The sequence below is a fragment of the Ensifer sp. Root31 genome (assembly GCF_001424825.1).
Classification (GTDB): domain Bacteria; phylum Pseudomonadota; class Alphaproteobacteria; order Rhizobiales; family Rhizobiaceae; genus Ensifer; species Ensifer canadensis.
Genome location: NZ_LMCO01000013.1, coordinates 63,048 through 88,499, shown reverse-complemented (window position 1 = coordinate 88,499; position 25,452 = coordinate 63,048). Strand labels below are relative to the sequence as shown.

At 61.6% G+C, this 25,452-nt stretch carries 27 protein-coding genes; 13 read left to right on the top strand and 14 right to left on the bottom strand.

The annotated features are described in order from the left end of the window. Positions 1 to 441: 441 nt before the first annotated feature. A complete protein-coding gene (locus ASD00_RS15135; RefSeq protein ID WP_063963265.1) occupies positions 442 to 1,338 on the top strand; it encodes a methylenetetrahydrofolate reductase in 897 nt (298 codons plus the stop codon). 16 nt (positions 1,339 to 1,354) lie between these two features. On the opposite strand, the gene ASD00_RS15130 is transcribed toward ASD00_RS15135, so the two are convergent. Together ASD00_RS15130 and ASD00_RS15125 are read right to left on the bottom strand one after the other, a co-directional pair. After that, the gene (locus ASD00_RS15130) at positions 1,355 to 1,822 is read right to left on the bottom strand and encodes a Rid family hydrolase (protein WP_057207387.1); all 468 of its coding nucleotides are present in this window, start codon (positions 1,820 to 1,822) and stop codon (positions 1,355 to 1,357) included. A gap of 8 nt (positions 1,823 to 1,830) precedes the next feature. Further along, positions 1,831 to 2,457, bottom strand: a complete 627-nt coding sequence (locus tag ASD00_RS15125; RefSeq protein WP_057207386.1) for a TetR/AcrR family transcriptional regulator — start codon at positions 2,455 to 2,457, stop codon at positions 1,831 to 1,833. A 357-nt stretch (positions 2,458 to 2,814) separates the two neighbouring features. Here ASD00_RS15125 and ASD00_RS15120 point away from each other — a divergent pair, with 357 nt between their 5' ends. From ASD00_RS15120 to ASD00_RS15100, 5 genes are all read left to right on the top strand, one after another. Further along, positions 2,815 to 3,507, top strand: coding sequence for a lysoplasmalogenase (locus ASD00_RS15120; RefSeq protein ID WP_057207385.1), 693 nt, complete (start codon positions 2,815 to 2,817; stop codon positions 3,505 to 3,507). Then, positions 3,497 to 4,921, top strand: coding sequence for a coniferyl aldehyde dehydrogenase (locus ASD00_RS15115; protein WP_057207384.1), 1,425 nt, complete (start codon positions 3,497 to 3,499; stop codon positions 4,919 to 4,921). The genes ASD00_RS15120 and ASD00_RS15115 overlap by 11 nt, the downstream gene beginning before the upstream one ends. Before the next feature lie 285 nt (positions 4,922 to 5,206). Continuing rightward, positions 5,207 to 5,692, top strand: a complete 486-nt coding sequence (locus tag ASD00_RS15110; RefSeq protein WP_057207383.1) for a DMT family transporter — start codon at positions 5,207 to 5,209, stop codon at positions 5,690 to 5,692. Beyond that, positions 5,689 to 6,111 carry a DMT family transporter gene (locus ASD00_RS15105; protein WP_038577720.1) on the top strand — a complete coding sequence of 141 codons (423 nt, stop codon included), beginning with the start codon at positions 5,689 to 5,691 and terminating at the stop codon, positions 6,109 to 6,111. The genes ASD00_RS15110 and ASD00_RS15105 overlap by 4 nt, the downstream gene beginning before the upstream one ends. A gap of 393 nt (positions 6,112 to 6,504) precedes the next feature. After that, a complete protein-coding gene (locus ASD00_RS15100; protein ID WP_063963267.1) occupies positions 6,505 to 7,002 on the top strand; it encodes a DUF2165 family protein in 498 nt (165 codons plus the stop codon). A gap of 52 nt (positions 7,003 to 7,054) precedes the next feature. Here the strand turns inward: ASD00_RS15100 and ASD00_RS15095 are convergent, their stop codons facing one another. Together ASD00_RS15095 and ASD00_RS15090 are read right to left on the bottom strand one after the other, a co-directional pair. Beyond that, positions 7,055 to 7,366 (bottom strand): hypothetical protein, encoded by a 312-nt coding sequence (locus tag ASD00_RS15095; protein WP_057207381.1) that lies wholly within the window; start codon positions 7,364 to 7,366, stop codon positions 7,055 to 7,057. Between the two features lie 221 nt (positions 7,367 to 7,587). Beyond that, entirely contained in the window at positions 7,588 to 8,061 is a 474-nt protein-coding gene (locus tag ASD00_RS15090; RefSeq protein ID WP_057207410.1) for a GNAT family N-acetyltransferase, read from the bottom strand. Between the two features lie 531 nt (positions 8,062 to 8,592). Between ASD00_RS15090 and ASD00_RS15085 the strand changes: the two genes are divergently transcribed. The 3 genes from ASD00_RS15085 (at position 8,593) to ASD00_RS15075 (ending at position 11,367) form a co-directional block, all read left to right on the top strand. Beyond that, complete coding sequence (locus ASD00_RS15085; RefSeq protein WP_025428258.1) at positions 8,593 to 9,012, top strand: VOC family protein; 420 nt, start codon at positions 8,593 to 8,595, stop codon at positions 9,010 to 9,012. 239 nt (positions 9,013 to 9,251) lie between these two features. After that, the gene (locus tag ASD00_RS15080; RefSeq protein WP_025428259.1) at positions 9,252 to 9,461 is read left to right on the top strand and encodes a hypothetical protein; all 210 of its coding nucleotides are present in this window, start codon (positions 9,252 to 9,254) and stop codon (positions 9,459 to 9,461) included. 427 nt (positions 9,462 to 9,888) lie between these two features. Further along, entirely contained in the window at positions 9,889 to 11,367 is a 1,479-nt protein-coding gene (locus ASD00_RS15075; RefSeq protein WP_162249728.1) for a patatin-like phospholipase family protein, read from the top strand. A 36-nt stretch (positions 11,368 to 11,403) separates the two neighbouring features. On the opposite strand, the gene ASD00_RS15070 is transcribed toward ASD00_RS15075, so the two are convergent. Further along, the gene (locus tag ASD00_RS15070; RefSeq protein WP_057207379.1) at positions 11,404 to 12,657 is read right to left on the bottom strand and encodes a D-amino acid dehydrogenase; all 1,254 of its coding nucleotides are present in this window, start codon (positions 12,655 to 12,657) and stop codon (positions 11,404 to 11,406) included. A 198-nt stretch (positions 12,658 to 12,855) separates the two neighbouring features. On the opposite strand from ASD00_RS15070, the gene ASD00_RS15065 reads away from it, so the two are divergent. After that, positions 12,856 to 13,317: an Lrp/AsnC family transcriptional regulator gene (locus ASD00_RS15065; protein ID WP_025428262.1), complete on the top strand. Its 462-nt coding sequence runs from the start codon at positions 12,856 to 12,858 to the stop codon at positions 13,315 to 13,317. Between the two features lie 162 nt (positions 13,318 to 13,479). On the opposite strand, the gene ASD00_RS15060 is transcribed toward ASD00_RS15065, so the two are convergent. The 6 genes from ASD00_RS15060 to ASD00_RS15030 form a co-directional block, all read right to left on the bottom strand. Further along, on the bottom strand, positions 13,480 to 13,737 hold the full coding sequence (locus ASD00_RS15060) for a hypothetical protein (protein WP_128090487.1): 258 nt from the start codon (positions 13,735 to 13,737) through the stop codon (positions 13,480 to 13,482). An 839-nt stretch (positions 13,738 to 14,576) separates the two neighbouring features. After that, positions 14,577 to 15,608 (bottom strand): GH25 family lysozyme, encoded by a 1,032-nt coding sequence (locus tag ASD00_RS15055; protein ID WP_025428264.1) that lies wholly within the window; start codon positions 15,606 to 15,608, stop codon positions 14,577 to 14,579. Positions 15,609 to 15,895: 287 nt separating this feature from the next. Continuing rightward, positions 15,896 to 17,251 carry a HAMP domain-containing sensor histidine kinase gene (locus ASD00_RS15045; RefSeq protein WP_057207378.1) on the bottom strand — a complete coding sequence of 452 codons (1,356 nt, stop codon included), beginning with the start codon at positions 17,249 to 17,251 and terminating at the stop codon, positions 15,896 to 15,898. Further along, positions 17,248 to 17,922, bottom strand: coding sequence for a response regulator transcription factor (locus ASD00_RS15040; RefSeq protein ID WP_057207377.1), 675 nt, complete (start codon positions 17,920 to 17,922; stop codon positions 17,248 to 17,250). Before ASD00_RS15040 ends, ASD00_RS15045 begins: the two co-directional genes overlap by 4 nt. A 119-nt stretch (positions 17,923 to 18,041) precedes the next feature. Beyond that, entirely contained in the window at positions 18,042 to 18,518 is a 477-nt protein-coding gene (locus tag ASD00_RS15035) for an Rrf2 family transcriptional regulator (protein WP_025428268.1), read from the bottom strand. 106 nt (positions 18,519 to 18,624) lie between these two features. Next, positions 18,625 to 19,512 (bottom strand): NAD(P)/FAD-dependent oxidoreductase, encoded by an 888-nt coding sequence (locus ASD00_RS15030; RefSeq protein ID WP_057207376.1) that lies wholly within the window; start codon positions 19,510 to 19,512, stop codon positions 18,625 to 18,627. Between the two features lie 352 nt (positions 19,513 to 19,864). Here ASD00_RS15030 and ASD00_RS15025 point away from each other — a divergent pair, with 352 nt between their 5' ends. From ASD00_RS15025 to ASD00_RS15015, 3 genes are all read left to right on the top strand, one after another. Then, positions 19,865 to 20,452 (top strand): YqaA family protein, encoded by a 588-nt coding sequence (locus tag ASD00_RS15025; RefSeq protein WP_057207375.1) that lies wholly within the window; start codon positions 19,865 to 19,867, stop codon positions 20,450 to 20,452. Positions 20,453 to 20,676: 224 nt separating this feature from the next. Further along, positions 20,677 to 21,948: a glycosyltransferase gene (locus ASD00_RS15020; protein WP_082523571.1), complete on the top strand. Its 1,272-nt coding sequence runs from the start codon at positions 20,677 to 20,679 to the stop codon at positions 21,946 to 21,948. A gap of 12 nt (positions 21,949 to 21,960) precedes the next feature. Further along, on the top strand, positions 21,961 to 22,959 hold the full coding sequence (locus ASD00_RS15015; RefSeq protein ID WP_057207374.1) for an NAD-dependent epimerase/dehydratase family protein: 999 nt from the start codon (positions 21,961 to 21,963) through the stop codon (positions 22,957 to 22,959). On the opposite strand, the gene hpaI is transcribed toward ASD00_RS15015, so the two are convergent. From hpaI to ASD00_RS15000, 3 genes are read right to left on the bottom strand one after another with little or no spacing between them, the layout of a single operon-like run. Beyond that, positions 22,953 to 23,750: a 4-hydroxy-2-oxoheptanedioate aldolase gene (hpaI, locus tag ASD00_RS15010; RefSeq protein ID WP_057207373.1), complete on the bottom strand. Its 798-nt coding sequence runs from the start codon at positions 23,748 to 23,750 to the stop codon at positions 22,953 to 22,955. The genes ASD00_RS15015 and hpaI overlap by 7 nt on opposite strands. A gap of 9 nt (positions 23,751 to 23,759) precedes the next feature. After that, positions 23,760 to 24,563, bottom strand: a complete 804-nt coding sequence (gene hpaH, locus ASD00_RS15005) for a 2-oxo-hept-4-ene-1,7-dioate hydratase (RefSeq protein WP_057207372.1) — start codon at positions 24,561 to 24,563, stop codon at positions 23,760 to 23,762. A gap of 3 nt (positions 24,564 to 24,566) precedes the next feature. Beyond that, a complete protein-coding gene (locus ASD00_RS15000) occupies positions 24,567 to 25,436 on the bottom strand; it encodes a fumarylacetoacetate hydrolase family protein (RefSeq protein WP_025428275.1) in 870 nt (289 codons plus the stop codon). Positions 25,437 to 25,452: the final 16 nt, after the last annotated feature.

Below are 25,452 nucleotides of genomic sequence, written 5' to 3'. Positions count from 1 at the left end.
GGCATCGACCGCGCCGACATCCCGAGCATTGCCCGCAATGCCTTCGGCCGCTAATCGCGCCTGAGACCATCAAAGATTTCATGAAGCGCCCGCTCGGAAACGAGCGGGCACTTTCTATTTCTGACCGCTGTTCGTTCGGCCCGGACACTGTCGCTGAGCGCCTCGCTTCGAGCCCCGGAGCCATTCGGCAGGTCGGCGCTTGCGTCCCTCATTTTCCTCGGACTGGATGCGTTGAGGGCCTGCGACGCTTGGCGCGTCGACGCGGCAATTTCGATCGGCTAGATCAATGCCGCATGCGCGGAGGCATGGTGGCTCGGCCGCCGCAGAAAACCGTGCCCGCTTCCAACTCGACCAAGCCTTAGATTGAGGCATGCCCGAGCCCGACAGCTCGCGCCGTTGACTCGAGGCAACCCAAGCCCGTCGCACCGGCAAAGGATCTTCATGACCGCGCTCATACAACACGGTTCTGCTCTGTTTCGTGACTATTCACTGGAGATTACCGGCAAGGATATCTGGCAAATCGAAGCTGCGAAATCCGAGATTCCTGCCGGCACGCCAATCAATATCGCCTTCCTCGGCAACGAGAGCCACGCGCAACGCATCGAGGCGGCCGCGTGTATCCGGCAATGGGGCTTCGAGCCTGTCCCCATCATTTCGTCCCGGCGGCTGAAATCGGTGCAGGATCGGGACGAATTGCTCACGGGCCTGATCAGCGCAGCGCGTCCCGCCAGGTTCATGTTCGTGGGCGGCGATCCGTCGTCGCCAGCCGGTCCCTATAAGGACTCGCTCGATCTGATTGCCGGCGGTATCATCTCGGACCACAGCATCGTCAATGTCGGGATTGCCGGCTACCCGGAAGGCCATCCGAAGATTGGCCAGGCGCGCCTGTGGGAGGCACTCGCGGAGAAGCTCGAATTGCTCAAGGCCCGCGGCTGCAGCGTTGAGATCACCACCCAATTCGGTTTCGACGCAGATGCGATCGTCGACTGGATCGCTCAGGTCAGGGCGCGCGGCATCAATGCACCGATCCGCATCGGCGTGCCTGGACCTGCGGATGTGAAGCGACTGCTGCGGTTTGCGGCGCAATTCGGTGTGGCTTCGTCCGCGGCGATCGTCGGGAAATACGGGTTCTCGCTGGCCAACCTCGTCAACAAGGTGGGGCCGGATCGTTTCATGAGCCGGCTTGCAGGCGGCATGGCGGGCCGCGATCTCGGCACGGTCATGCTGCATCTCTACCCCTTCGGCGGCATTGCCGACACGGTCGCCTGGGCTGCGCGCGCCGCTGGCCGGCAAACGAATGAAAGCGTCGGTGCGCTCGACAGGCCCCGATATTATTGATCGGGCGGAAAACACGTCAACCAAGCGGTGCGAATGCCGTCGCCTTGATCTCGACCAGCCCACCGTCCGGATTGAGGTCGGCCACGGCAAGCTCGACCGCGGCGGGGTAGGGGATAGCAAAGAACTCGTCCCGCACCGCGGCGATCGCGGCCAGTTGCCCCGCCTTGTCCAATGCCAGGCGGTCACTTCCGAACACATGAAACATCTGGAGTTCGACGACGTCATCGAGGCGCGCCTCGCACGCAGCCAGCAATTGCTCGATCAACGCGAAGACACGGCGCAGTTCGCGACGAAACCCTTCGGCGTCCATCGGTTCGGTGTCGCCGTTTGCGGCAACAATGCCGGACAGGTAGACGAAATCACCGGCACGGCGCGCGGGCGCGTAATGAAACTGATCCACATCCGACTGGAGTTCGGCCGGTATCACGACCTTTCCGGTCCGGGTGGGCACAGCGTTGACGGTCGTTCCGATGGGCTGCATCATATTCTTTCTCAAGGTGTTGAGACTTCTTGATCGGCAGCCGGTATTCCCTGCAGTGCGGCGAGGGATGGACCGACGAGGGCTTCGAGCTCCTGTCGGGTCGCGCCATCGCGGGCCTGCATGGAAATGGCTTGCATCATGGCACCGTAATAGGTCGCCAGTGTCGGTATGTCGGTGGTTTGCGGGAGGTCGCCGTCGGCCACGCCGCGCTCCAGCCTTGCGTGTACGCGCTCCACCGTTTCTTTCCTTATGCCTTTCAGCAGGTCGTAGAGTGGCCCGGTTTCTGGCTGGCAATTCATCACGCCGAGAATCAACAGGCAGCCGTTCGATTGCGGTGCCCTAAGCGCGACCTCGATACTGGCGAGAAGCATCGCGCGTATCGCCTGTCGCGCCGTTTCACCCTCATCGAGTGCGCGCATCGGGCCCGATCCTGCTGTCGCGGCATAGAGGCTGACCGCCTCGCGAAACGCGGCTTCCTTCGACCCGAACGCGGCGTAGAAGCTCGGCGGCGTGATGCCGATTGCCGCCGTCAGGTCGTTGAGCTGGGCGGCCTCGTAACCCTTCGCCCAAAACACCTCCGTGATTTTTTGAAGCGCAAGATCGCGGTCGAAACCACGTGGCCGTCCCCTGGTCGCCATGAGCGCTCCTTTCTGTAGTGAAGTTTATATAAATAGCAAAAATATCTCCCGCAACCCTGACCGCAGAAATATGTAGTGATAATTATAGAAAGCATTCGCCGGTAGCGAACACCGCTGATCGCCAACCAATTGCTTCTCCGATGCAGACGGATGCCGGGCGGCACTAGAAATGGATTCCACTCAGCCTTACGCGCAAGGAACAGCGCCTCCATATTTGTTCAGCTATGGACAATATCCGGGGCTTGACTACAGTCCCTCGAATAAACGGTTGCGGATCGGCGATGCCGGTCGTTGTTGGGCAATAAGGGCGAGCCAGTCTCGCTGATAACGAGGGACGGGCATGAGGCAGAGCAGTACTTGCGAAACAACGCATCGATCTATGCGCTGTTTGCCGTTTGCGCGGTTCTCGCCATCATCGGCAGTCTCTTGGCCGGCGGCGATCAATCCGGCTGGCGGTGGTTGCATTACGTCACCAAGCCGACGGCAACGATACTTTTGCTCATTGCTGTTCTACGCAACATCGGCCCGCCATCGCGGGCCTATGGGCTGGCGATTGTCGCCGGGCTCGCCTTTGCGGCGGCAGGCGACTTCTTTCTGATGTTGCCGGGCGACTATTTCCTCGCCGGCCTCGTCTGCTTTCTCCTGACCCACTGCGCCTATATCTGGGCGCTGACCCGCGATAGCCGCTTTGCCGCCGACAAGGGGATATTCGCGATCTTCGCAGGGATCGGTTTGATCGTCATTACCGGATCGTGGTCGTCCTTGCCGCCCGGTATGCGCCTTCCCGTTGTCATCTATGCGCTGGCGCTGGCAGCAATGGCCGCACAGGCAATTTCCCGTGATCGACAGCTGGCGGTTGGAGCGCCGCAGAAATCCGCCGCGCGGTCGGCAGCCCTCGGCGGCCTGTTCTTCATGGTCAGCGACACGCTGCTTGCCTATGGGCGGTTCCGCTGGAACATTCCCTATAATGCCGTCTGGGTGCTGGGTACCTACTACACGGCGCAATGGCTGTTCGCGCGCTCGACTAAAGGCAATGCGCATGCAAGATAACCATCCGTTTCAGCTGCAGCCCAGCTTCGAGCGGCTGCGTGCCGCCTGGCTCGAACAGCGTCCGTCCTACGAGCAACGGCGGAACGACCTGAAGCGTCTGCGCCGTCTTTTCCGCGAGCGCATGGATGAGATGTCGAAGGCGGTCAGCGCCGATTTCGGCCATCGCTCAGTCCACGAAACGCTGCTCGGCGAAGGAAGCGTGGTCCTTTCGGAGATCGATCACACGCTGGCCAGGCTCAAGGCCTGGATGAAGCCCGAACGCCGGGCGGCCGGATGGAAGCTCTGGCCGGCAAAGGCAGAAATTCGGTTCGTTCCGCTTGGTGTCGTCGGGATCATTTCGCCGTGGAACTATCCGGTCAATCTGGCGCTGGCGCCTCTGGTTGCTGCGATCGGTGCCGGCAATCATGTGCTTCTCAAGCCGTCCGAACATACGCCGCGCACGTCGGAGTTTTTGCGCACGCTCATCGCCGATGTTTTCCCAGACACGCGCGCGACGGTGGTGCTCGGCGGTGCTGATCTCTCGGCGGCCTTTTCCGCCCTGCCGTTCGACCATCTGTTCTTCACCGGCTCCACCGCCGTTGGCCGTAAGGTGATGGCGGCTGCCGCTCAAAATTTGACCCCGGTCACGCTGGAGCTCGGCGGCAAATCACCCGCCATCGTCGGGGAGACGGCGGATTTGCCGCGTGCTGCGAACCGCATCGCCACCGGCAAGTTCTTCAATGCCGGCCAAACCTGCATCGCGCCGGACTATGTCCTTGTTCATGAGAGCAAACGCGATGCCTTCGTCGGCCTGCTGAAGCAGCAGATGGGCGAGCGCTACGGTGCCGGCAACGGTTATGAGGACTACACGTCGATCATCAACGAAGCCCAGCACGACCGCCTCGCCAGTCTGGTAAACGATGCGCGGGCACGCGGACACGAACTGGTCTCGCTGCTGGACATGAAACAGATGCCACCGTCGCGGGTGCGAATGCTCGAGCCCACCGTAGTGCTCGATCCCAGACAAGACAGCGCGGTTATGCGCGAGGAGGTCTTCGGGCCGATCCTGCCAGTCATCAGCTATCGCACCACGGCCGAGGCGATCGGCTATGTGCTCGGTCGCGACCGGCCGCTGGCGCTTTATTGCTTCAGCGCAGATGCAGCCGAGATCGGCGCGATCCTCGCCCGCGTCGTTGCCGGGGGTGTCTGCATCAACGATACGCTCTACCAGTTTGCCTGCAACGACATGCCTTTCGGCGGTGTCGGGGCGAGCGGCATGGGCCACTACCACGGCAGGGAAGGGTTCCTGACCTTTTCCAAGTCGATGTCGGTGCTCAGAAAATACGATCCGGCGCCGAGCGATTTGATCTCGCCGCCGTACAAGGGGCTGACGGACAAACTCGTCCGTTTCATCACCTGGATCCCCGGGCGCTGAATGTTTCGGCTGCCCGGGATCACGCCTGGAAAGCGGGCGTGATCGTGCAGTTCGTATTGCAGCCGGTGGTGTATCGTCCTCATATAGGTGATGCCGCCTGTGGCGCCCACGCCGTAGACGCCGCCGGGCGGCCCCGCGCAGAACATCGCAAGGCGAAACTGCAGCCAGTCGGGTTGTTGGGCGAAACCGAGTGAAAGCTGTCAGTCTGTCATCGAAGTCTCTGGAGGAAAGGCAATCGGCAGGTGATGATTGTCGCATGACCGATTCTGTTGCGAGCACCCCTTCATGACCAGTCCCTCCGGGCACCCACTCAATCCGCTGCATCTCCTGGCCGCCTTTGGTACCGGCGGGCTCTTGACCCTCATGGTTCACTTCAACGGCGAACTGGGACGCTACGGCAACGCGTTGTTCTCGTCCTGGGCGGCGCATGGCACGGGGACTGTGGCGGCGCTTGTGATGCTCGCCATGCTCTATCCCTGGCGCAACCGGAATGCCGGGACGAAACCGCATGCGCCGCTCTGGGCCTATCTTGGCGGGATTTCCGGCGGCGTGACCGTCATGTTGACCTCTTTTGCCGTGAACTCACCGCTTGCACTATCCGGGACTCTTGCCTTGGGGCTGGCGGGCCAGGTGGTATTCAGCATCGCTGCGGATCGCTGGGGGCTGTTCGGCCTGCCGATGCGCCGCCCGGATCGCCGCGATCTGGCAGCCATGGCACTGATCGTTGCCGGCAGCGCCCTTATCATCCTGTTCGGCAGAGGCAGCGCATGACCTTGCCGATCCTTCTCGCCTGTCTCGCCGGTGTGCTTGTTGGTGTCAGCCGGCAGGTCAATGGCCGGCTCAGTCTCTCGACGTCACCGCTGATCGCATCGTTCTGGAACCATGTCGTCGGCTTCGTCGCGTTGAGCATTCTTGGGCTGTCGGTCGGCGGGCTGATCCCGGCGGGCGCTGCGGACGCGCCTTGGCACGCCTATCTCGGTGGTTCGATCGGTGTGGTCTTCGTTGCCGCCGGCAGCTGGCTCATCGCGCGCATCGGTGCCGTCAATACCGCCCTGCTGGTGATCGGCGGGCAGATGGTCTCGGGCGTGGCGCTCGATCTGTTGCGGGGAACATCCGCAACCTTCCTTGCAAGCGCCCTTGGCGTGGTTCTGATCCTGGCAGGCATGGCGCTGACTCAACGACGCCGCTAATCGCCGAATTGCGCAGGCAAGCGCCATAGCCGTAATAGGCGGCCTCTGACATCACTCGCTCTGATAGATACTGGCGACAGGCGCCTTGCCGATCATGCCTTGCGCAGGCCCTCGTTCGATCCCGCGCAAGGCAATGGGTCTTAGGCCCGCCGACAGGAATGGTGCCACTGCTTTCGTGGCCTCAATAAGGCGTCCAGACGCGTCGGGAGCGGGCACATCGCGGGCTGCCGGTTGATCCCCAACTTATTGCTCAAGCTGTGGACAGCCTCCGTCCGCATGGAAAAAGCGACGCTGAGCGAAAAAAGCGTCATTCGGGTGTCACGGGCGGCCACTGCCGATCGTCATCAAGGTATCGCGCTTGAGCGTGCAGGCCCAACCCATGGTGATATCGAAATGACTCAACCAACCTCGCTTCTTCTGATCAAAGCCGTACTGCTCTCCGGGCTCGCGCTCTGGCTTGCCGTTATCGTCCTCAACAACGTCGTCGCATTTCGCAATGGCGTCTTTGCGGTTGGTATGCTGATGGGCATGCAGCTCTTCGATCAGGAACCGCCCATCCGTACACCGCTGTTGTCGCGCCGTGTAACGAACGCTGTGTGGCATCGTATGGTCTTCAGCTTCGTTCTGGTGATGGAGGTGGCAACCATGATGCTTTTGGCGGCGGCCGCCATCATGCTTATCGGCACATTCTTCGGACTATCGGACGGTGCCGCCGCGATGATATGGGCGAACCTCGCTCTCGCAGCCTTCATCGCTCTCAGCCTGATCATGCTGCTCGGCGGTGCCTGGTTTGCCTACTATGTCCGTCAGGAGACCATGCAGATCACCCATTTCATCCTGATTGGGCTCGGGGTGGCCGGCACCCTGTTGGTGAACATGCCGATGCAATAGAGTAGCGCCTGACCCTGCGGTTGACGGAAGGGTCAACCTCAGGCTTTGCCTGCTATCGCCACCGCGCGTTGCTTTGGAAGGACACGCCGACAAGGACTCCGATGGCAAAGCCGATCAGTCCCGCCGTACTGACGACCGTCGTCGCGGTGCCCGGGTTGTCCTTTGCCGCTTCGACAACGCTTTGTCCCTGTGCACGCACAACACGTGCGGCCGAGCTCACCCGTCCTCTTGCGTCCTCCGCCAGATCGGCGGCACTGCCTGCAGCCTCGCCAGCGCGTGCGGAGATCGATCGTGTCAGATCGGCAACCTGTGCCCGCAGCTCGGAAATCTGGTCTTCGACGGATCGCTGAATGTCATTTGCCATTTTTTGCACCTCGTTTGTTCTACAGCGACCTTTGCGCCTCTTATTAGACGCGCAAAGGTCGCTGTAGCACTTTGAATGGCTGCCTGTTTTTATCCTTAAATCGAATAGGATTTAAGGAAACATGCAGCAGCAAGGTACCAACGACGACGGCCGGCTTAAGTTCCGCATGGGATCGTAACCGGGGGCAACCGCCGATGCCGTATCTGAGTATGCGTTGAGTTCTAGCGCGGCTTGAGCGTCTTGCTCATATTGGTGCCGGTGACCCGAAACCCTGTTGCCTCATAGACATGCCGGGCGCGGCTGTTGTCTTCGGCGACGCGCAATTTGATCTGGTCGAACCCGTTTTCCAAGAGCTCGGCCTCAAGTGCTTCGATCGCGAGCTTTCCAAGGCCTTTTCCCTGGTGGGTGGGCAGAATATGGAAATCGCTGATGAAGGCTGAGCGGCCCTTTGCGTCCGGTCGATACCAGAGATAGCCGACATGCTCGGCGCTTTCGCTGTCGATCAGACACAGCAGGACGTTGCCTGGCGTGCCGACGCCTTGCGGCAGGTCCTCGGCGATTTCACCGGTTGCCTGGGCGAGGGCGTCTGCGTCGGGGAGCCCGTAGTTGGCGGCGATCTCCGTGGCATAGTCGGGGATGAAATAGGCGAGATATCCAGCATACTCGCTCTCAAGCATAGGTCTGAATGAGATCATGGCTCTTTCGCATGTCAGCGGCGCCGCCATTCCGACGGCTCATGCCGCGGAAAATTCGTGAACGGCCACGTGGTCTCGTGGCAGCGAGGTAGACGTCAATCGCCCGCCCGACCCCACCCTAAAACTGATGGCGATCGCGTTCCCGGGTCTTCTGCCAGACAAAGGCAGTCGAGCGCAACCGATCTGTTCGGATTTTGATGAGACCGAGGGATCCCAAAACAAAAAAGGCCGGCAATGCCGACCTTTTCCCGTTCGCTGCTTTACCCTGCCAGTACATCCGTGGTCAGCGGTTTAGCGCAAACTCTGACCGGAACACATCCGTCTCACCGAGACTGTCTATGCTCAACGATCAATTCGTTATGCCCCATATGGCGAGCGATTGCGGCTATTTCAAGCCCTTACAATCACATCGTCCAAATCCTGTCTTCGGCCCCGGAGACCTGAGGCGGCCAAGGTGCCGATGCTCCGCCACCATTGACGGACCTCAGGTCGGACCTAAATTTCTGCCGATTGCGAACGGAGGATTTCCGGATGGAATTGCATCGCGGTCGGCTGATCGACCATATTCAACTCGTGATTAAGGATCTCGGCGCCAGCCGGAGGTTTTACGAAGCCGTGTTTCAAGCTCTCGATGTGCCGATGGGAGGCGAGGGCAAAGACTACTTCTGGGCCGACGAGCTTTTCGTGTCGACCGCCGATAGCGAAGCGGCCCAGGGAAAGCTGACCGGGCGCCATCATCTCGCGTTCCAGGCCCGGGACCGCACCATGGTCGACGCCTTTCACAAGGCCGGCGTTGAAAACGGCGGTAAGGACAATGGGCCACCCGGCGAACGCCCCTATCACCCAGGTTACTACGCCGCCTTCCTGCTCGATCCCGATGGCAACAACATTGAGGCGGTGTTTCACGGGCCGGCCAACCGCAGCGCCAGTTCGGTGAAGATCACGTTCTAAAGCATGTCGCGCAGTGCGCAGCGGTTTTGCGATAACGACATGCGCAGAACCAGAGCTTAAAGCGCAACAAGAGAATCCTGGAGATCGCGACGCGCTTTAGCGGCTGCCGGGGTGACCCGCCGCTCACGTGCTGCTGTCGCGCCGACCGGCCCGCGTTGCCGCTGTTCTCAACTTGGGATCTGTTCACTTGACATTCTGCTAAAAATAGAACAAAAAGAGAACAGATGTGGAGATGAACGATGACCCGCACTGACATCATCAATCGCGCACTGGCCGCCGTCGCCGATTCTCGCCTGAAGCGGGAGCGCGACAGTGAGCGCCGCAAGCAGATTTTTGGCCGTATCGACCTCACGGCACCTTTGCCGAAGCTGAGCCGCGGCGTGCAGCTCAGCTTGAATCTCGATGGCGGGCGGAAACGATCCGAGCCGACGAGGGCGAAGTCACATTGACCCCGAAGGCCACCGCGATTGGTGGCGCGCAAAGTCGATGCCGAGCGGTTGCTTTCCAATGAAAGAGCACTGTACGCCTTGGTGCGGGACTGCCTGCGGTTATTGCCACGAACGCGGCGGCGCCTAGGATAATCAGTACGACGGGCGGGTATACGGGCGGGTATAAAGGCATCTGTCGCGGCCAGAGTCATGTTGACCTCAGTGATAGAACCGCTCGGCCACGGTGCCGGAGGAGGCATCCCATCTTCCAGAAACCGTTGTCGGAGGGAGCCGGAGTCGCCGCTGCGGCATGCCATGCTGTCTCAATCTAGATCCGTAAGGTGTTCGAACGGTCGGCGCCGACATCAATGTCGGCCCGGCTGGATCAGCCCGCGGACGGAGCGAGATGGCGGTGAACTGCGGAGAACGATGGGACAGGTGGCATCTCGTGCGGTCAGATGTTCGCGATTTGCGGCGGTTATGGATCACCGCCGGCCGCGTCCTGAGGAGAGGCGTCCTTGTCGGCGCCATGATCTTGTCCGGCTGCATGGCGCCTGATACGCGCCCGACCAACAAGCCACTTGTCTTCACCACCGGGAGCATCCAGCTCCGGGACGCGCAAAACTTTGGCGACGTCGGCATCATCATTGCCTTTTCCGGCGGTGGTGCCAGATCTGCCGCCTTCGGCTATGGCGTCCTGTCCGCCCTGGCTGATCAGCCTTCGCCCGGTGGTCAGAACCGAATGCTCGCCGATGACGTCGCAGTCGTTGCTGGGGTTTCGGGCGGTGCGGTCCTTGCCTCCCATTTCGCGCTTCGCGGGCGGACCGGTCTTGACGATTTTCGCCGGAATTTTCTCGGTCAGGATGTGGAAGCCTCGCTGCACACGGCCTTCACGCCGCAAAATCTGCTGCGCGGTTATCAGGGTGGCATGAACGACCTCTCGGGGTTCCCGTCCTGGCTCGATCGCAAGCTCTTCCGGGGCGCGACACTTGGCGACACGAGCCGTCCTGACCGTCCTCGGTTGGTGATCCATGCCACCGACCTCTACAATCGCAACCCGTTCATTTTCGATCGTCCATCCTTTGCCGCAATCTGCAGCAACTACGATGACTATCCGCTGGCCTATGCCGTGGCGGCGTCCGCCGCTGTCCCGGTGGTGTTTGCGCCGGTCACCCTGCAGAACTTCAGCAAAAGCTGTTTGCCAGGCGATGGCGGAAGCCCGCGAGCACAGTCGTCTGCTCGTGGCGCGACGTCGCTTGTCGAGCGCGAATATTGGAATGCGCTCGGCCGCTACGAGACGGCGCCGGATCTGAACTATCTCAAATTATACGACGGCGGCCTGGTCGATGGCATCGGAACACAGAGCCTGCTGCATCTGATGGGCCGGCCAGCGCCGGAACCGCTTCCTGCCGCCCGCGCGCGACGGCTCCGGCACCTGCTGGTCATCGTCGTCGATGCCTCGACGCGGGTTGGAGGTGATCTTTCCATCAATGCAAAGAGCCCGAATGCCCCCGATGCGATCGTGGCCGCGATCGATGCGATGATCAACATTCCGAACTTCCAGAGCTTCGATGCCCTGCAAAATCGATTGCCCGTCTGGCGTGATCAGGTCATCAGATGGCGCTGCGCCACTCAGCGTTCCGGCAAAGGCTGTCGCGATCTCGATGTCGGCATCGTTCGCCTGGCGCTCGCCGATATCGCCGATCCGCCAACGGCAAAACGCATCATGCGGTTGCACAACCGCCTGACGTTGAAGCCCGACGATGTCGACTTTTTGTCAGGCCTTGGCCGACGGCTTCTCATCGAGCATCCGGCTTATCGACAGTTCCTGCAACGCACGGGCAAGGGGATGCCGCTTGCGCGTTCAACGCCAGATCTCCGGCGAGGCGGACTCGTGACGGCCCGGCGGATCACCAGTATGTTCTGACGTTTACGCTCGGCATCGAAGCGATACGAATGCCCATCAGTGGTATCGGCTGATCGCCAGGTCCGCCGTCTCGATCTCGGGCTTGGTGCCGCTGATCAGATCGCTCAGCACGCGGCCCGAGCCGCAGGCCATGGTCCAGCCGAGCGTGCCGTGCCCGGAGTTGAGGAACAGGTTGGCGAAGCGCGTTGCACCGACCACCGGTGTTCCATCCGGCGTCATCGGCCGCAAGCCGGACCAGAAGGTTGCTTGCCTCTGGTTGCCAGCGCCGCCGAACAGGTCTTCGACCGAATGTTCGAGCGTCGCGCGACGTGTCTGGGGAAGGGCACTGCTGAAGCCGGCGATCTCCGCCATGCCGCCGACGCGAATTCGATCGCCAAGCCGGGTGATGGCGATCTTGTAGGTCTCATCCATGATCGTCGATACCGGCGCCCGCGTCTCGTCGACGATCGGAACGGTGATGGAGTAGCCCTTCACGGGATAGACGGGCAGGCGAAGGCCGAGCGGCTTTAGGAGCGCCGGCGTATAGCTGCCGAGGGCGGCGACGAAGATGTCGGAACGGATCTCGCCCTCTGCCGTCTCGACGGCGACGATGCGGTTGCCCTCCTGTCGAAGCCGGCGGATATCGACGCCGAAGCGGAACTGCACGCCGAGGGCCTCGGCGCGTTTCTGCAATTCGTTGGTGAACTTGAAGCAGTCGCCGGTTTCGTCGTTGGGCAGCCGAAGGCCGCCGACGATCTTGTCGCGGACCGGCTGCAGGCCCGGTTCGGCGGCCACGCAGCCGGCCGGGTCGAGCACTTCGAAGGGCACGCCATCGGCCTTCAGCACTTCGATATCCTTGCCGATGCCGTCGAGTTGCTTGGCGGTCCGGAAGAGCTGCAGGGTGCCCTGCGTGCGGTGATCGTAGGCAATGCCCGTTTCCCCGCGTAGCGCAATCAGGCAATCACGGCTGTATTCGGCAAGGCGGACCATCCGCCCCTTGTTGATGGCGTAACGCGCCGAGGTGCAGTTGCGCAGCATTGCCGTCATCCAGCGCCAGGTGGCAGCGTCCACCATCGGGCGGATGATCAAGGGCGCGTGCTTCATGAACAGCCACTTGAGTGCCTTCTGCGGGATGCCGGGTGCCGCCCAGGGCGAGGCATAGCCGGGAGAAATCTCGCCGGCATTGGCAAAGCTCGTCTCCAGCGCGGGGCCGGGCTGCCGATCGAGGACGGTCACCTCGTGACCCGCCTTGGCGAGATAATATGCGGAGGTGACGCCGATCACACCAGCGCCCAATATGGTAATCTTCATCGCATCCTCAGGATCACAGATCGATCGTCAAACGGGCTGAGGTACGCGCAAAATGCTCGCTGTTACCAGCCCCCAACCCCGGCAGAAGTTGCGCTCGAACATAGTGAAATAATCGAGCACGATCATGCGAAGTAGCGCTTGAATATTCGAGTATTCGCTGATCTTAAGAATTATCGGCGGGAAAATGAAAGAATCTGCATGTCCGGTTTGGATGCGATCGATCGCAACATCATTCGTCTGCTGCGTCTCAATGCGCGCATGAGCAACACAAAGCTCGCCGCCGAGGTGGGGCTGTCGCCTTCGGCCTGCCTGAGGCGCATCAATCTGCTGGAGCAGGGCGGCGTGATCCGCGGTTATACGGCGCTGGTCGGAAACGCCGATGGCGACAACGCCATTGCGGTGATCATCAACATCACGCTCGAACGCCAGACCGAGGAGCACCTCAATCGCTTCGAGGCGGCGGTGAGGAAGCACCCGGAAATCCAGGAATGTTACCTCATGACCGGCGGTTCCGATTATCTGTTGCGGGTGGAGGTCGAAAATGCCGGCGACTTCGAGCGCATCCACAAGGAAATCCTTGCGAAGCTCCCGGGCGTGTTGCGCATTCATTCCAGCTTTTCGATCCGCAACGTGCTTGTGTCACGCGCGAGACGGCGCTAGCTCATTCGCGCAGCGAGAACCGTAGCGCGCGGCTTCTACCCTATGGAGCGGTTCCAGCGGACGATGGCCGATACCAAGCATGTTTCCTCAACCAACCCGTTCACTGGCATTGTCCAAGCAGAGGCCATTGCGACGGCCTCCGCACAGACTTCCGAACGCGGATCAGTGAAGCGCGCGCTGCTCGGGTGGTGTGGATTGCAGCCACGGCGGGAACGCCCGGCTCGAAACCAGACGCGCGATCAGGCGCCCGCTCGGGGATAGGACGTCGACGATCGCGCCCCGATATTCGTATTCCTCGGCGAGTTCGTCGACGATGAGTTGTCCGTAAGCGACCGCACGGCCGTCATTGGGGTGCTGTTTGCCGGCCTGATCGCGGCTCGTCACGCCGGCCGCATGGATATGGTACATGTAGCGGGGCATAGTCCGCCGATCCTTTCCGATTTGCATGGGCTTTCAATGCTTCTCGCATCCACAACCGATGGCGGAGGGATGTCCGAGACACGCGATGACGGGATTTTGTAACACGGTTTGTGGGACCGTTCCCGTGACATGGGCGTGACGCTTGCAGTCGCGGTCGCTAATATTCAACTAACCATTTGGAATATTATCGTTTTTTGCCGACTTAGTGGGCGCGCCCACGCGAAGGGGCAACCGTGCGCCGGCATTTCTATGGTCTCTTCAGTCAAGACCACTGCATGTTTCCCTAAATCCTATTCGATTTAAGGATGGAAACATGCAGCAATTCAAAGTGCTACAGCGACCTTTGCGCGTCTCATAAGACGCGCGGCGCTGTAGAACCTGTATGGTGCCCTCGGAGCGCCTGACCGGCGCTCCGCGCATGGCTGGTCTGCGAAGTCAGGTCTACGAAATCGCGCGCATTTTTGTATAGTCAACTCATCGAAGCGATGCATCTCCTCCCGCAGGACTTCGAGTGTGCAGGCGCTTTCTCCTCCTCCCAACGAGCGCTTGCCGGAATGGCGACACTCCTCCTCCCGGTTGCCATTCAATCCCTTTGAAAGCCTGCCGCACCTCCTCCCGCGGCAGGCTTTTTCTTTTGGAGAGCTGCCTTTATGCAAGGCAGGTCGTCATCACTCAGGATTTGGAATTGGGCCTGGAGCAGCGGCTGCTCCCGTGCGCAATGCGGCGGCCCAAGTGCATAGGGACGGCACCACAGCGGGTTTCGGCTCAGGGGCAACGCAGTTGTGAAATAGAGATCAGGCCAGCCAGGCACACGTCAGGCGCCTCGTCTGTCGCAAATCCTAGCTCGCCCGTCTGGCGAGCCAGTTCTGCCATTCGTTCTCGTTGCCGTGGAAGACATTGAGATCGATCTTGCCTTCGACGCCGTGCGACAGCCCGGAGCCCGAATACTGCCAGAAGATCCACTTGCGGCCTGGATATCTCTTGGAGGGATGAGCTGCCACCGAGCGCAGCCAGAACGGATAGTCGAGCAGTTCGCCGGTCAGGTTGTCCTGATAGAAATCCGGGGCGGTGTAGATGATCGGTCGCTGGCCGTAATGCGCCTCGAGCTTGTCCATGAAGACCTGCATCTTTTCAAGCACACGGGCGCGCGACAGGCGTCGCTTGCAGCTGGACTCACCGTTGTATTCGACGTCGATGACAGGCGGCAGAGCGCCGGCTTCTCTTGGAACATTGCGGATGAACCAGTCGGCCTGCTCGCCGGCCGTGCGGCACCAATAAAAGAAGTGGTAGGCGCCGCGCTTCAGCCCGGCTTCTTTTGCCTTGCGCCAGTTCTTCTTGAACATCGGATCGAGGTGGTCGCCGCCATCGGTCGCCTTGATATAGGCGAAGTTGGCACCTTGCGTGCGCAGCTTGGGCCAGTCGATCTCACCCTGCCAGCGCGACACGTCGACACCATGAACGGCCATCTTGCGCGGGGATGCGCGGCCGAAGTTGATCGGTTTGGCGTCCCGGAAGCGATGGCTGTAGATCTGCGTGCGCGTTCCTGGCGTCGTCAGAACCGCAGGTGTGGCCGGCGTGATCACGGCAACGGGCCGCTCCAGCGGCATGGGCGTTGCCGCCGTCTTAGCCTGCGGTCGGAAGGCTTCCGGTTCCGGTACGGTTCCGGCCCAGGCCAGCACCTCCTGCGGCGGCGCTGCTTGAGCCACTGCGACGCCGACATTGGCCGAAGGCACGGGAGACGTCGGCACGACCGAACTCGTCGTTTCGCGCGACGGCTGCTGCGGCACGATCGTGTCCAGCGTCGAACTGGACGTGCAGCCCGCCAAAACCAGACAGGCAAGGAACATTGCTGGCACAGCTGAAAAACGCATGAGCACCCGTACGCAAAACATTGTCGACGGCGAACAACAGTACCGCCGGGACCCCATTGATGTGAAATTGCTAACGGAAACTTACCGGAAAAGATTAAACACAATCTTTACGATCGACCCCCTTGCCGAAAAGTCGAAGCGGCGAGCATGGCGCACTGACGAGAGAACACGCTTCTTTACAGCGCCGCGCGTCTTATCAGACGCGCAAAGGTCGCCGTAGCACTTTAAATTGCTGCATGTTTTTATCCTTGAATCGGATACGATTTAAGGAAACATGCAGTAGCGCGTCATGCCGGCGGCAGGTCGATCCGGAAACATGCGCCGCCCGATGTCGCGTCGACGATCGCGACATGGCCACCGTGGAGGTGCACGATCTCCCTGACCAAGCTCAAGCCCAGCCCGGCGCCCTTGCCGCCGGGATGAAGCCGGCTGAACGGCTCGAAAATTCGTTCGCGCTCTGCAAGTGGAACGCCGTCGCCTTCGTCGCAGATTTCGACGCGCGCCGGCGCAATGACGCGAAAAGTGATCTTGCCGCGACGACCGCCGTGCTCGATGGCATTCTGCACGAGATTGGTCAAAGCCCGTTCGAGCGACGAATGATCGCCAAGGACGATCATCGGCTCGTCTGCCGCATCGAAGGACATTTCGTATCCGGCGGCAAAGGCAAGTGGCGCCAGATCGACAATGACGCGTTCGGCGAGTGCCCTGAGGTCGAGCGGGCAAAACGGGGTCGTTCGTTTGCCGAGGCGCTGCAGGTCGAGCAGTTGGCCGGCGAGTGTCGCCAGGCGATTGGTGTCCTCGATCAGCCGCGCCTTGCCGTCGCTCGGCGGCAATGTTGCTACCCGCGTGTTGAGGATTGCAATGGGGGTGCGCAACTCGTGAGCCGCCTGGGCGAGAAAGCGCTTGTGGCGGGCATATCCCTCGTCGAGGCGTTTGAGGGCATTGTTGAAAGCTTCGACCAGCGGCAGGAATTCGGCCGGAACGCCCTTGATCGGCATCTGCACGCCCTGCTGGTCAAACTCGATATGGGCTGCATGGGCTGCTGCATGCGAGAGACCGGCCAGCATCCGGCGAACGACGATCGGCGTGACGATGATGGTGGCGAGTGCCAGTAACAGCAGCATAGGCACGAAAATGGTCAGGAACGCGCCAGAGGTGCCGAGCAGCAGCCGGCGAAGCGTCAGTTGCCCCTCCGTGCCGGTGAAGATCTGGATATTCCCCGCGGGGGAATCGACCCATTTGACGACGGCTTCCGGCCGCGAATCCTTGTCGGGCGAGAGCCTGAAGCGTCCGTCGTTCATCCGGTCGAGACCGGCCGTGGCAAAGGCGAATGCCTGAGGCACCGCGCCTTCGGAAAGCCTGTGTCCGGCGCGGTCGCGAGCGATGAACCAGATCTCGCCTACTTCGCGCCGCAGCCGCGCCAGCTCTGGGGTTTCCTGGACGACGAGGTTGTTCTGCCCATCGCGCACGATCGCGTCCGTGAGCACATCGATATTGCCGTTCTCGTAGCCGTCGATAAGATAGCCAGTCGCCCAGAGCAGACCGACCGCGATGGCGATTACAAGGCTGATGGCGGCTGTTTCGAAGAGCACCAGCCAGCGGACGAGCCGCCATTTGAAGGAGTGCGGCGTGCCGGTGATCATTGCGCTTCCCGCAGGAGGTAGCCGACGCCGCGAATGCCATTGATCGTGACGCCTGCATTGGCGTCGAGAAGCTTTCTCCGCACACGCGATATGTGGGTATCGAGGGCGTTCGACTGGATTTCGTCGTCAAGGCCGAACACGGCTTCCATGAGGGCCGCACGCAGCACCATCCGCCCCATGCGCCGCGTCAGGGTTTCGAGAACCAGAAGTTCACGGCGCGGCATTTTCAGGGGCACGCCATCGACATTGGCTTCAAGATGGGCGAGGTCGAACGACAGGCGGCCGACCGCCACGACGTCGGATTGTACGGCGACGGGGCGCCGCGCCAGCGCCCGCAGGCGCGCCAGAAGCTCCTCGAATGCGAAGGGCTTGCCGATATAATCGTCGGCGCCGCCATCAAGTCCGGCGACACGATCCGCAAGTTCGCCCAGCGCCGTCAGCACAAGCACCGGCACGCTGTTGCCCCGCAATCTGATCGCCGGGATGAGCGAAAGCCCGTCTCCATCCGGCAGCCGCCGATCGAGCACGACGACGTCATAGACCGCATCGCTGAGAACGAGGGTCGCCTCCGCCAGGTCACGCGCATGATCGACGACCATGCGGTGTTGGCTAAGCGCTGTCTTCAGCGCCCCCGCAAGTTCTGCCTCGTCCTCGACCAATAGCACCCGCATGAAACCGCTTCACTCCGCACGACGCTCCGACGCGCGGCGATCCTCGCGCACGTTCATTGAGGGAACCTGTCATCAGCCGGAAAAACAAACGATGTCCGGTTCAATCAGTGACGAGGTCTTCAACTCGGCTCTGTCGGATGACCTTTGCACGAGGACAATCGGTTGCCCGTGACAGCGCCATAGCGCCGCTCGAAATCGGCGGCGATATCGGAGATGGCGATCTCGCCCAATCGCGCGAGCAGCAGGGTCTCTGCCTCATCGAGTGTTCGCTCCAGCGCCGAATTGACAGCCTGTTCGACCAGGCATTGCGGTTCGTCGGTTGCGACACCCATGGCGAAGAAGCCGGGACTGCCGATGGTTCGATAGACGTCGAGGAGGGTGATCTCGGAAAGCGGCCGCGACAACGTCCAACCGCCGCCATGGCCCTTCTCTGACGACACGTAACCGGCATCGCGAAGGCCGGCCATCGTCCGGCGCACGACGACGGAGTTCGTGCCGAGCATCCGGGCAATGGTTTCGGATGTCATCGGCGCTGCGTGCTTTTCCATGTGCAGCAACACATGCAGCAGCCGTGAAAGTCGTCCGTCCTGGCGCAATGGCAATCTTCCCTGTTTCGCATCTGATAGCATGGATAGTGCCGCCCAGGGGAGGCCGCCGTTTCATTGTCCAGCGGCGTGACGCCCGGACCCGCTGCAGTCGCTGTCAGTCGAACATCAGCGAGCGGTGGGTTGCGGCTCCGGCCATGGCACCGTCTCCAACGGCGAGCGCGACCGACCCCGTCGGCCTTGCCGCATCTCCGCAGGCAAAGACGCCCGGAACCGTCGTTGCCTTCATCGCATCGGTTCGGATGTAGCGTCCGAGCGGGCCGTCGTCCAAGGCGCAGCCGAGCTGTTCGGCAAATGGCGCCGAGACCACCGTCCTGGTGGTGGTGAATAGGCCGTCCATCGGCAACACCCGCCCGTCCTTCATGACGACATCGACCCGCTCACCCTCGATCCTGTCGATAAGCCCGTGCTCCACCGTGACATTGCGCCATGCAAGCTGCTGTAGCTGGTCGGCATCGGGCTCGAATGCACCGTTGAGAAAGAAGGTGGTCGGACCCCAGTCCGGCAGCATCAGCGCCTGATGCATCGAAAGGGGCGACGTCGCGAGCACGCCGATCCTACCCTGGTCGAGTTCGTAGCCATGGCAATAGGGGCAATGGAAGACGCTTCTGCCCCAGCGTTCGGCAAGCCCGTCAAGATCCGGCAGGACGTCGGTGACGCCGGTGGCGAGGACAAGCCGTTTGCCAGTGACATCGGGGCCCTGCTGCAGGGCGACCTTGAAGCCATCCTGCACACGTTCGGCACTTGTGGCGGCAGTCTGCAGCCATTCGACCGACCGGTATTCCATCAATTGCGAGCGGGCTTCGGCGGCGATTTCAGCCGGCGCGCTGCCATCCTGGGTCAGGAAACCGTGCGATGTCGCGGCGAAACGGTTCCGCCGCAATCCGGTGTCGATAACCAGCACGCTCCTGCGGGCGCGGGCGAGTTGAAGGCCGGCGGAAAGGCCGGCGTAGCTGCCGCCAAGGATGACTACGTCATGGGTCATATCGGGCCTCTTCGTCTCAAAATCGTATCTTTATAAGTTACGTGATGTTGGGTTTCAATATCACGAAACAACAAAAGTTCCATGACTGAGCCTGGCGGCGATGGCTGGCGCCTCAGGATCGGCTCCGGCCGAAAGACGCGAGGCTACGGATAGCTTTGCTGGCGGGGCGGACCAATAGGACCGTCGCTCAAGTTGCTCTGGCGCGATTTCAAGGCAGACAAAAATCCGCCTGTTTGGTAGTCGACTGGATTATTATCGTTGCGTGTTCAGCCTCTGTCCCCGGCATCGGGGATCGGAACGCTTCCCGCCAAGGTCCCGCACGGGACGCCCCCGATGAACGACCGGATTTCCCATGCTTCGCAGTTTGTACAATTGGACGATGGACCTCGCTGGCCGGAAGTCCGCCGCATGGTGGCTGGCGCTGGTAGCCTTTGTCGAAAGCTCTGTCTTCGTCGTTCCGGCCGACGTCCTGTTCCTGCCGATGGTGCTGGCAAAACCGCATAGGGCCTATCGTTATGCCTTCATTGCTACCCTGTTCTCGGTGCTCGGCGGCATCGCGGGCTGGTTCCTCGGACACTACGCCTTCGACGCGATCGCCCGTCCAATCCTGCAGTTCTACGGCAAGATCGATGCGTTCGAATCGATGCGCGCTTCGGTTGACATGGAGGCAATCGTGCTTCTGCTGGTGACATCGGGGCTTGCGCACGTGCCGCCGATGAAGGTCGTCACCATCCTCTCTGGTGCCGCCAATGTCAGCCTTGGCATGTTCATCGCGTCGGCGGTGATCACGCGCGGCGCGCGCTTCTTCATTTTGGCGGCGGTTCTTCGCCGGCACGGCGAAGCCGTCCGGCATTTCATCGAGAAGCGCCTGGGGTTGATTGCAGCCGTTGCTGCGGCCGTGCTGATCCTGCTTTACGGCGTCTACGTTCTCGCAAAATAACAACAGCGAAGCTGTGCCGAAAGCGTGCCTGCCGTCGGTGGAGGCAAAGGCTTAACGGCCATTTCGGCCCGACAGTGCGCGCCTTGAGGTATTTGGCAAGGCGTTATTCCGTCCATCCGCGCGCAGCGTCTACCGCAAATTGATATCTTGCAAACCGTCGGCAAGCGGCAGCCAAATGGGGGAGATCCAGGTCGCCCAGTAAAGTCTCCGAGAGGCAAGTGTTCATGCGGCTTATCGTTGTCAACGACGTGTCGGAGGCCCTGGGCGGTGCGACCAAGGTCGCGCTCCAATGCATTGAGGCAGGCGTTGCGGCGGGGCTCGACTGTTCCGTTCTGGTCGGGGATGACGGTGCGGGCATTCGCTTGCGATTCCCGGGCGTACAGGTGGAGGCGCTGGGCGAGCGCCCCTTGCGCGACGGCGTCCGCTTCACAAACCTGTTCGACAGGAATTTCAACGGCCGCGCCTACCGTGCCTTGCGCCGATTGCTCAAGTCCGGAAGTGACACGGTCGTTCATGTTCACGGTTGGTCACAGATCCTGTCCCCTTCGATTTTTCACGCGCTGGCGCGCAGTGACGCCAAGGTCATCGTTACCGCGCATGATTTCTTTCTGAGCTGTCCGAACGGCGCGTATGCTCATTTCGGGAAGGGCGATATCTGCGAGGAGAAGCCGCTGACTGCCGGTTGCTTGGCCAGCGCCTGCGACAAGCGCAACTACCTTCACAAGCTGTGGCGTTTCGGCCGTTCGATGACCCAGAGCGCCGCGGGTGAGGTCTTCTGGGGCCGCGTCGGTGTCATTCTCGCGCATGAAGCCATGGAACCTTACCTGAGCACGGGCTCGCTTCGAAACTTCCTGACGTTGCGCACGCCGTCGACGCCGCTCACGCGGTTTCCCGTTGAAGCCTGGAAGAACGAACGCGCCATGTTTCTTGGCCGCATGACGGTAGAAAAGGGCGTCCGTACGCTGGCCGAGGCGCTCAACGTGACGGGCAAGGCGGCGACCTTGATTGGACAAGGGCCGTTGCTCCAGGAAATACAACACACACTTCCTCACTGTCATGTTCCGGGATGGCTTGATGACGGCGAGGTTACCGCCGTCGCGGCCAAGGCACGCTATTTTTTCATGCCGTCGCGGATGCCCGAACCCTACGGTCTCGTCGCCGCCGAGGCGCTGATGTCGGGCATACCGGTGATCGCCAGCAGCAATGCGCTCATTGCCAGAGAAATCGAAGAGAACCAGGCGGGGCTGGTTTTTCAGAGCGGCAATGCCCGATCCCTCGCCGAGAAGATGGTGCTGATGGAAAACGACGATCTCGTTCGGCGTTTGAGCGAGGGTGCATTCGCCTATGGCAAGAGGATCGCGCCTTCGCGCGATGAATGGCACCAGCGGATGGTCGATATCTATGCCGGACGGATCAAATTTTCGATCCGTGATGTGATGACAGGGGCGGTGGGGCGACCTGGACATCCAGAGTTTGGGATGGCCAGCCGGATCTGAAAGGGATAGAGGATGGCGCGTGCATTGGTGACCGGCGGAGCCGGATTTGTGGGACGCCATCTCTGCGGCAAGCTGATGTCGGAAGGTGTCGAGGTCGTTTGCGTCGATAAGCTCGCGCGCGGAACCGGGGCAATGCGTCCTGAGGATTGGCCGAACCCGCCGAGGGGCGGCTTCTCCCTCATCGAGGAGGATTGCCGCCGCTACTTCGATCGCTCCGACGACCGTTTCGACATGGTGTTTCATCTCGCCGCGATGGTCGGCGGTCGTGTCATGCTGGAGACCCAGACGCTTCTGGTTGCTGAGGATCTCGCGGTGGACACCGATATGTGGCGCTGGGCCGCGCGCACGCGTCCGGGATCCGTCATCTATTTCAGCTCGAGTGCCGCTTATCCCGTGAGCCTCCAGCGCCCGGAAGGGTACCGCAAGCTGAGCGAAGACATGATCGACTTCGAGCACACGATCGGCGTCCCGGATCTGAGTTATGGCTGGGCGAAGCTCAGCGGCGAATACCTCATGAAGCTTTATGTCGAGAATTATGGCGGGCGGGCGGTCGCCTACCGGCCGTTCAGCGGCTACGGCGAGGATCAGGACCTGAGCTATCCATTCCCGGCGATCTGCAGACGGCTCCTCGATGAACGCGGCACGGAAGAGGTTTTCGTCTGGGGCTCGGGCCGGCAATGTCGCGACTTCATCCATATCTCGGATTGCGTCGATTTCGTCTGGCGAACCTTTACCCGGTTGCAGAACGGCGCATCTCTCAACATCTCCACCGGCATCGCCACCTCCTTCATTGAACTCGCCCAACTGGTCAGCCGGTGCATCGGCTGGGAGCCGAGAGTAAGCGGCCGGTCAGACAAGCCCGAGGGCGTGTTCTTCCGTTGTGGCGATACGGCGCTGCAGGCGTCCTATGGCCTTGCGCCGCGCATCGATCTTCAGGCCGGCGTGGCGCGGGCGCTCGACCAAATGCAATCGAAGCGACCCTATGCACTCGGTGGCGTTGCCTCTCAATAGCCGGATGCGGGCGGCGCAACCGGCTGTTCGGCAAAGTTCGCACGCAGGCGGCTGGTCGCTCCCACGAGCAGGCTAACATCGTTCCCAACAGCGACGAAGAGCGCGCCCAGTTCGAGGTAGCGCTTGGCGAGTGCGGTGTCCGAGGTCAGGATGCCGGCAGCCTTGCCGTGCGACTGTATGCGCGCGAGTGCAGCCTCGACCGCCTCCTGCACCTCGGGTGCCCCGGGCCGGCCAAGGAAGCCCATGTCGGCCGCCAGATCCGCCGGACCGATGAAGACGCCATCGACCCCTTCGGTCGACGCAATATCGTCCAGTGCCGCCAGTCCCGCACGGCTTTCCACCTGCAACAGCAGGCAGATCTCGGCATTGGCGGTCGGGAGATAATCATCAATGCGGTTGAAGGCCGACGCGCGGGCAAGCGCTGCGCCGACGCCGCGCATGCCGTGGGGCGGATACCGCACGGCACGGACCAGCGCGCGGGCCTGTTCGCCGGTCTCGACCATAGGCACCAGCAGCGTCTGCGCGCCGAGATCGAGAAGCTGCTTGATCAGCCACGCCTCGCCGATCGGCGGGCGGATGATCGGATGGCTCGTCGAACCGGAGAGCGCCTGGAGCTGCGCCATCATCAGCGGCACGTCGTTCGGGGCATGTTCGCCGTCGATCAGCAGCCAGTCGAAACCGGCACCGCCGCAGATCTCGGCGGTGTAGGGATTGGCGAGGGCCAGCCAAAGGCCGATCTGCGGCCGGCCCTCGGAAAGGGCAAGCTTGAACATATTGCGTGGAGCAGGCATGGGCGCACCCTATTCGAAGAAGCAGCTGACGGTTCCCTGCGGCCCGAAATCGGCGACGATGGTGTCGCCGTGCCGGGCCTCGACGGGGCGGATGAACGAGCCGGCAAGCACAATCTGGCCGGCGTCGATGCGGTCGCCATAGCTGGCAAGCCGGTTGGCAAGCCAAGCGATGCCGCGGGCCGGATGGTTGAGGACGCCTGCACCAAGCCCGGTTTCTTCAACCGCGGCATTGCGCGAGACGATGGCGCCCATCCAGCGCATGTCGACATCCTGCGGGCGCATGGCGCGGCCGCCGATGACGATGCCGGCATTGGCGGCATTGTCGGAAATGGTGTCGACGATGGTTCGGGCCTTCTTCGTTTCCGGATCGACACGCAGGATGCGTGTGTCGAGAATCTCGAGCGCTGGAGTGACGTAGTCGGTAGCATTGAGGACGTCGAAGACGCTGACATTGGGGCCGGCGAGCGGCGCCTTCATGACGAAAGCGATCTCGGCCTCGATGCGCGGCTGGATGAAACGATCCCTGGGGATCGTGGCGCCGTCCTCGAACATCATGTCGTCGAACAACACGCCGGAATCGGGAATATCGATGTTCAGCGCATATTGCATCGCCTTCGACGTCAGCCCGATCTTCCAGCCGATGACCCTGCGCCCCCGGGCGATCTTCTGCTTCACCCAGGCCGATTGCACGGAGTAGGCGTCGTCCATGGTCATGCCGGGATGCTTCAGGGAGAAGAGGCCGGTCTGGATACGGCTCGCCTCCGCCGCATCGAGCGTCCTTGCGGCATCGGCGATTTCGCTGGCGTTCAACACGGCTCACACCTCGTCGGCGATGGGGTTGCGAAGCAGGCCGATGCCATCGGCCTCGACCTCGACGACATCGCCGGGTTTCAGCCAGATCGGCGGGTCGAAGCGGGCGCCGGCACCGGTCGGCGTTCCCGTGACGATCACGTCGCCGGGCACCAGCGTGGTGAAGGTCGAGACGTAGTTGATGATCTTGCGGAAGGAGAAGATCATCCGGCTGGTTCGGTCCTGCTGGCGGACCTCACCATTGACGCGGGTTTCGAGCTTGATGTCTGCGATCTGCGCCTCGTCGGTGAAGGGAACCAGCCATGGCCCGATCGAACCCGTGCGGTCGAAGTTCTTGCCTTGCGTGACGTTGAACTTGGCGTGGCGCACCCAGTCGCGGATCGTGCCTTCGTTGCAGAGCGACAACGCAGCTATATGGTCGAGCGCCGAGCCTTCGGGGATGCGCCGGCCGCCCTTGCCGATGACGATGACGATCTCGCCCTCGTAGTCGAGCTGCGGGCTTTCAGGCGGGCGGATCAGCGGCTGCTCATGACCGGTAAAGGAGCGCGGAAAACGGATGAACAACGACGGGTTGGGAGGTGCTGCCTGCCCATCCCGGTACTCTTCGTTGCGATCGGGGAAATTGACTCCGACGCAGATGATCTTTTCCGGCGCGGGGATCGGGATTTCGAAGCGGATATCGGCGAGCGACACGTCGGGGGCGAGGGTGGCGGCTTCGTCCGCAAGCCTTGTCAGGGCGCCGTCGGCAATGACCTCGCGCAGCGTCGGCCATTTCGAGCCATAACGCCGGGACAGATCGATGATGCCGTGGTCGCTGACAAGGCCGTATCCCTGACCGTCGCTCGTGTAAAAACTGGCGAATTTCGCAAGCGTCATTTCAATCCTCCGGCCT

Excerpts from the sequence above, each read along its gene's own strand:
- ASD00_RS15000 (WP_025428275.1), bottom strand. The coding sequence starts at position 25,436 with ATGACGCTTGCGAAATTCGCCAGTTTTTACACGAGCGACGGTCAGGGA.
- ASD00_RS15055 (WP_025428264.1), bottom strand. The coding sequence starts at position 15,608 with ATGCGTTTTTCAGCTGTGCCAGCAATGTTCCTTGCCTGTCTGGTTTTG.
- ASD00_RS15095 (WP_057207381.1), bottom strand. The coding sequence starts at position 7,366 with ATGGCAAATGACATTCAGCGATCCGTCGAAGACCAGATTTCCGAGCTG.
- ASD00_RS15070 (WP_057207379.1), bottom strand. The coding sequence starts at position 12,657 with ATGAAGATTACCATATTGGGCGCTGGTGTGATCGGCGTCACCTCCGCA.
- ASD00_RS15085 (WP_025428258.1), top strand. The coding sequence starts at position 8,593 with ATGGAATTGCATCGCGGTCGGCTGATCGACCATATTCAACTCGTGATT.
- ASD00_RS15065 (WP_025428262.1), top strand. The coding sequence starts at position 12,856 with ATGTCCGGTTTGGATGCGATCGATCGCAACATCATTCGTCTGCTGCGT.
- ASD00_RS15125 (WP_057207386.1), bottom strand. The coding sequence starts at position 2,457 with ATGGCGACCAGGGGACGGCCACGTGGTTTCGACCGCGATCTTGCGCTT.
- ASD00_RS15015 (WP_057207374.1), top strand. The coding sequence starts at position 21,961 with ATGGCGCGTGCATTGGTGACCGGCGGAGCCGGATTTGTGGGACGCCAT.
- ASD00_RS15080 (WP_025428259.1), top strand. The coding sequence starts at position 9,252 with ATGACCCGCACTGACATCATCAATCGCGCACTGGCCGCCGTCGCCGAT.
- ASD00_RS15060 (WP_128090487.1), bottom strand. The coding sequence starts at position 13,737 with ATGCCCCGCTACATGTACCATATCCATGCGGCCGGCGTGACGAGCCGC.
- hpaI (WP_057207373.1), bottom strand. The coding sequence starts at position 23,750 with ATGCCTGCTCCACGCAATATGTTCAAGCTTGCCCTTTCCGAGGGCCGG.
- ASD00_RS15115 (WP_057207384.1), top strand. The coding sequence starts at position 3,497 with ATGCAAGATAACCATCCGTTTCAGCTGCAGCCCAGCTTCGAGCGGCTG.
- ASD00_RS15090 (WP_057207410.1), bottom strand. The coding sequence starts at position 8,061 with ATGATCTCATTCAGACCTATGCTTGAGAGCGAGTATGCTGGATATCTC.
- ASD00_RS15020 (WP_082523571.1), top strand. The coding sequence starts at position 20,677 with ATGCGGCTTATCGTTGTCAACGACGTGTCGGAGGCCCTGGGCGGTGCG.
- ASD00_RS15105 (WP_038577720.1), top strand. The coding sequence starts at position 5,689 with ATGACCTTGCCGATCCTTCTCGCCTGTCTCGCCGGTGTGCTTGTTGGT.
- ASD00_RS15130 (WP_057207387.1), bottom strand. The coding sequence starts at position 1,822 with ATGATGCAGCCCATCGGAACGACCGTCAACGCTGTGCCCACCCGGACC.
- ASD00_RS15030 (WP_057207376.1), bottom strand. The coding sequence starts at position 19,512 with ATGACCCATGACGTAGTCATCCTTGGCGGCAGCTACGCCGGCCTTTCC.
- ASD00_RS15110 (WP_057207383.1), top strand. The coding sequence starts at position 5,207 with ATGACCAGTCCCTCCGGGCACCCACTCAATCCGCTGCATCTCCTGGCC.
- ASD00_RS15100 (WP_063963267.1), top strand. The coding sequence starts at position 6,505 with ATGACTCAACCAACCTCGCTTCTTCTGATCAAAGCCGTACTGCTCTCC.
- ASD00_RS15025 (WP_057207375.1), top strand. The coding sequence starts at position 19,865 with ATGCTTCGCAGTTTGTACAATTGGACGATGGACCTCGCTGGCCGGAAG.
- ASD00_RS15045 (WP_057207378.1), bottom strand. The coding sequence starts at position 17,251 with ATGATCACCGGCACGCCGCACTCCTTCAAATGGCGGCTCGTCCGCTGG.
- ASD00_RS15135 (WP_063963265.1), top strand. The coding sequence starts at position 442 with ATGACCGCGCTCATACAACACGGTTCTGCTCTGTTTCGTGACTATTCA.
- ASD00_RS15040 (WP_057207377.1), bottom strand. The coding sequence starts at position 17,922 with ATGCGGGTGCTATTGGTCGAGGACGAGGCAGAACTTGCGGGGGCGCTG.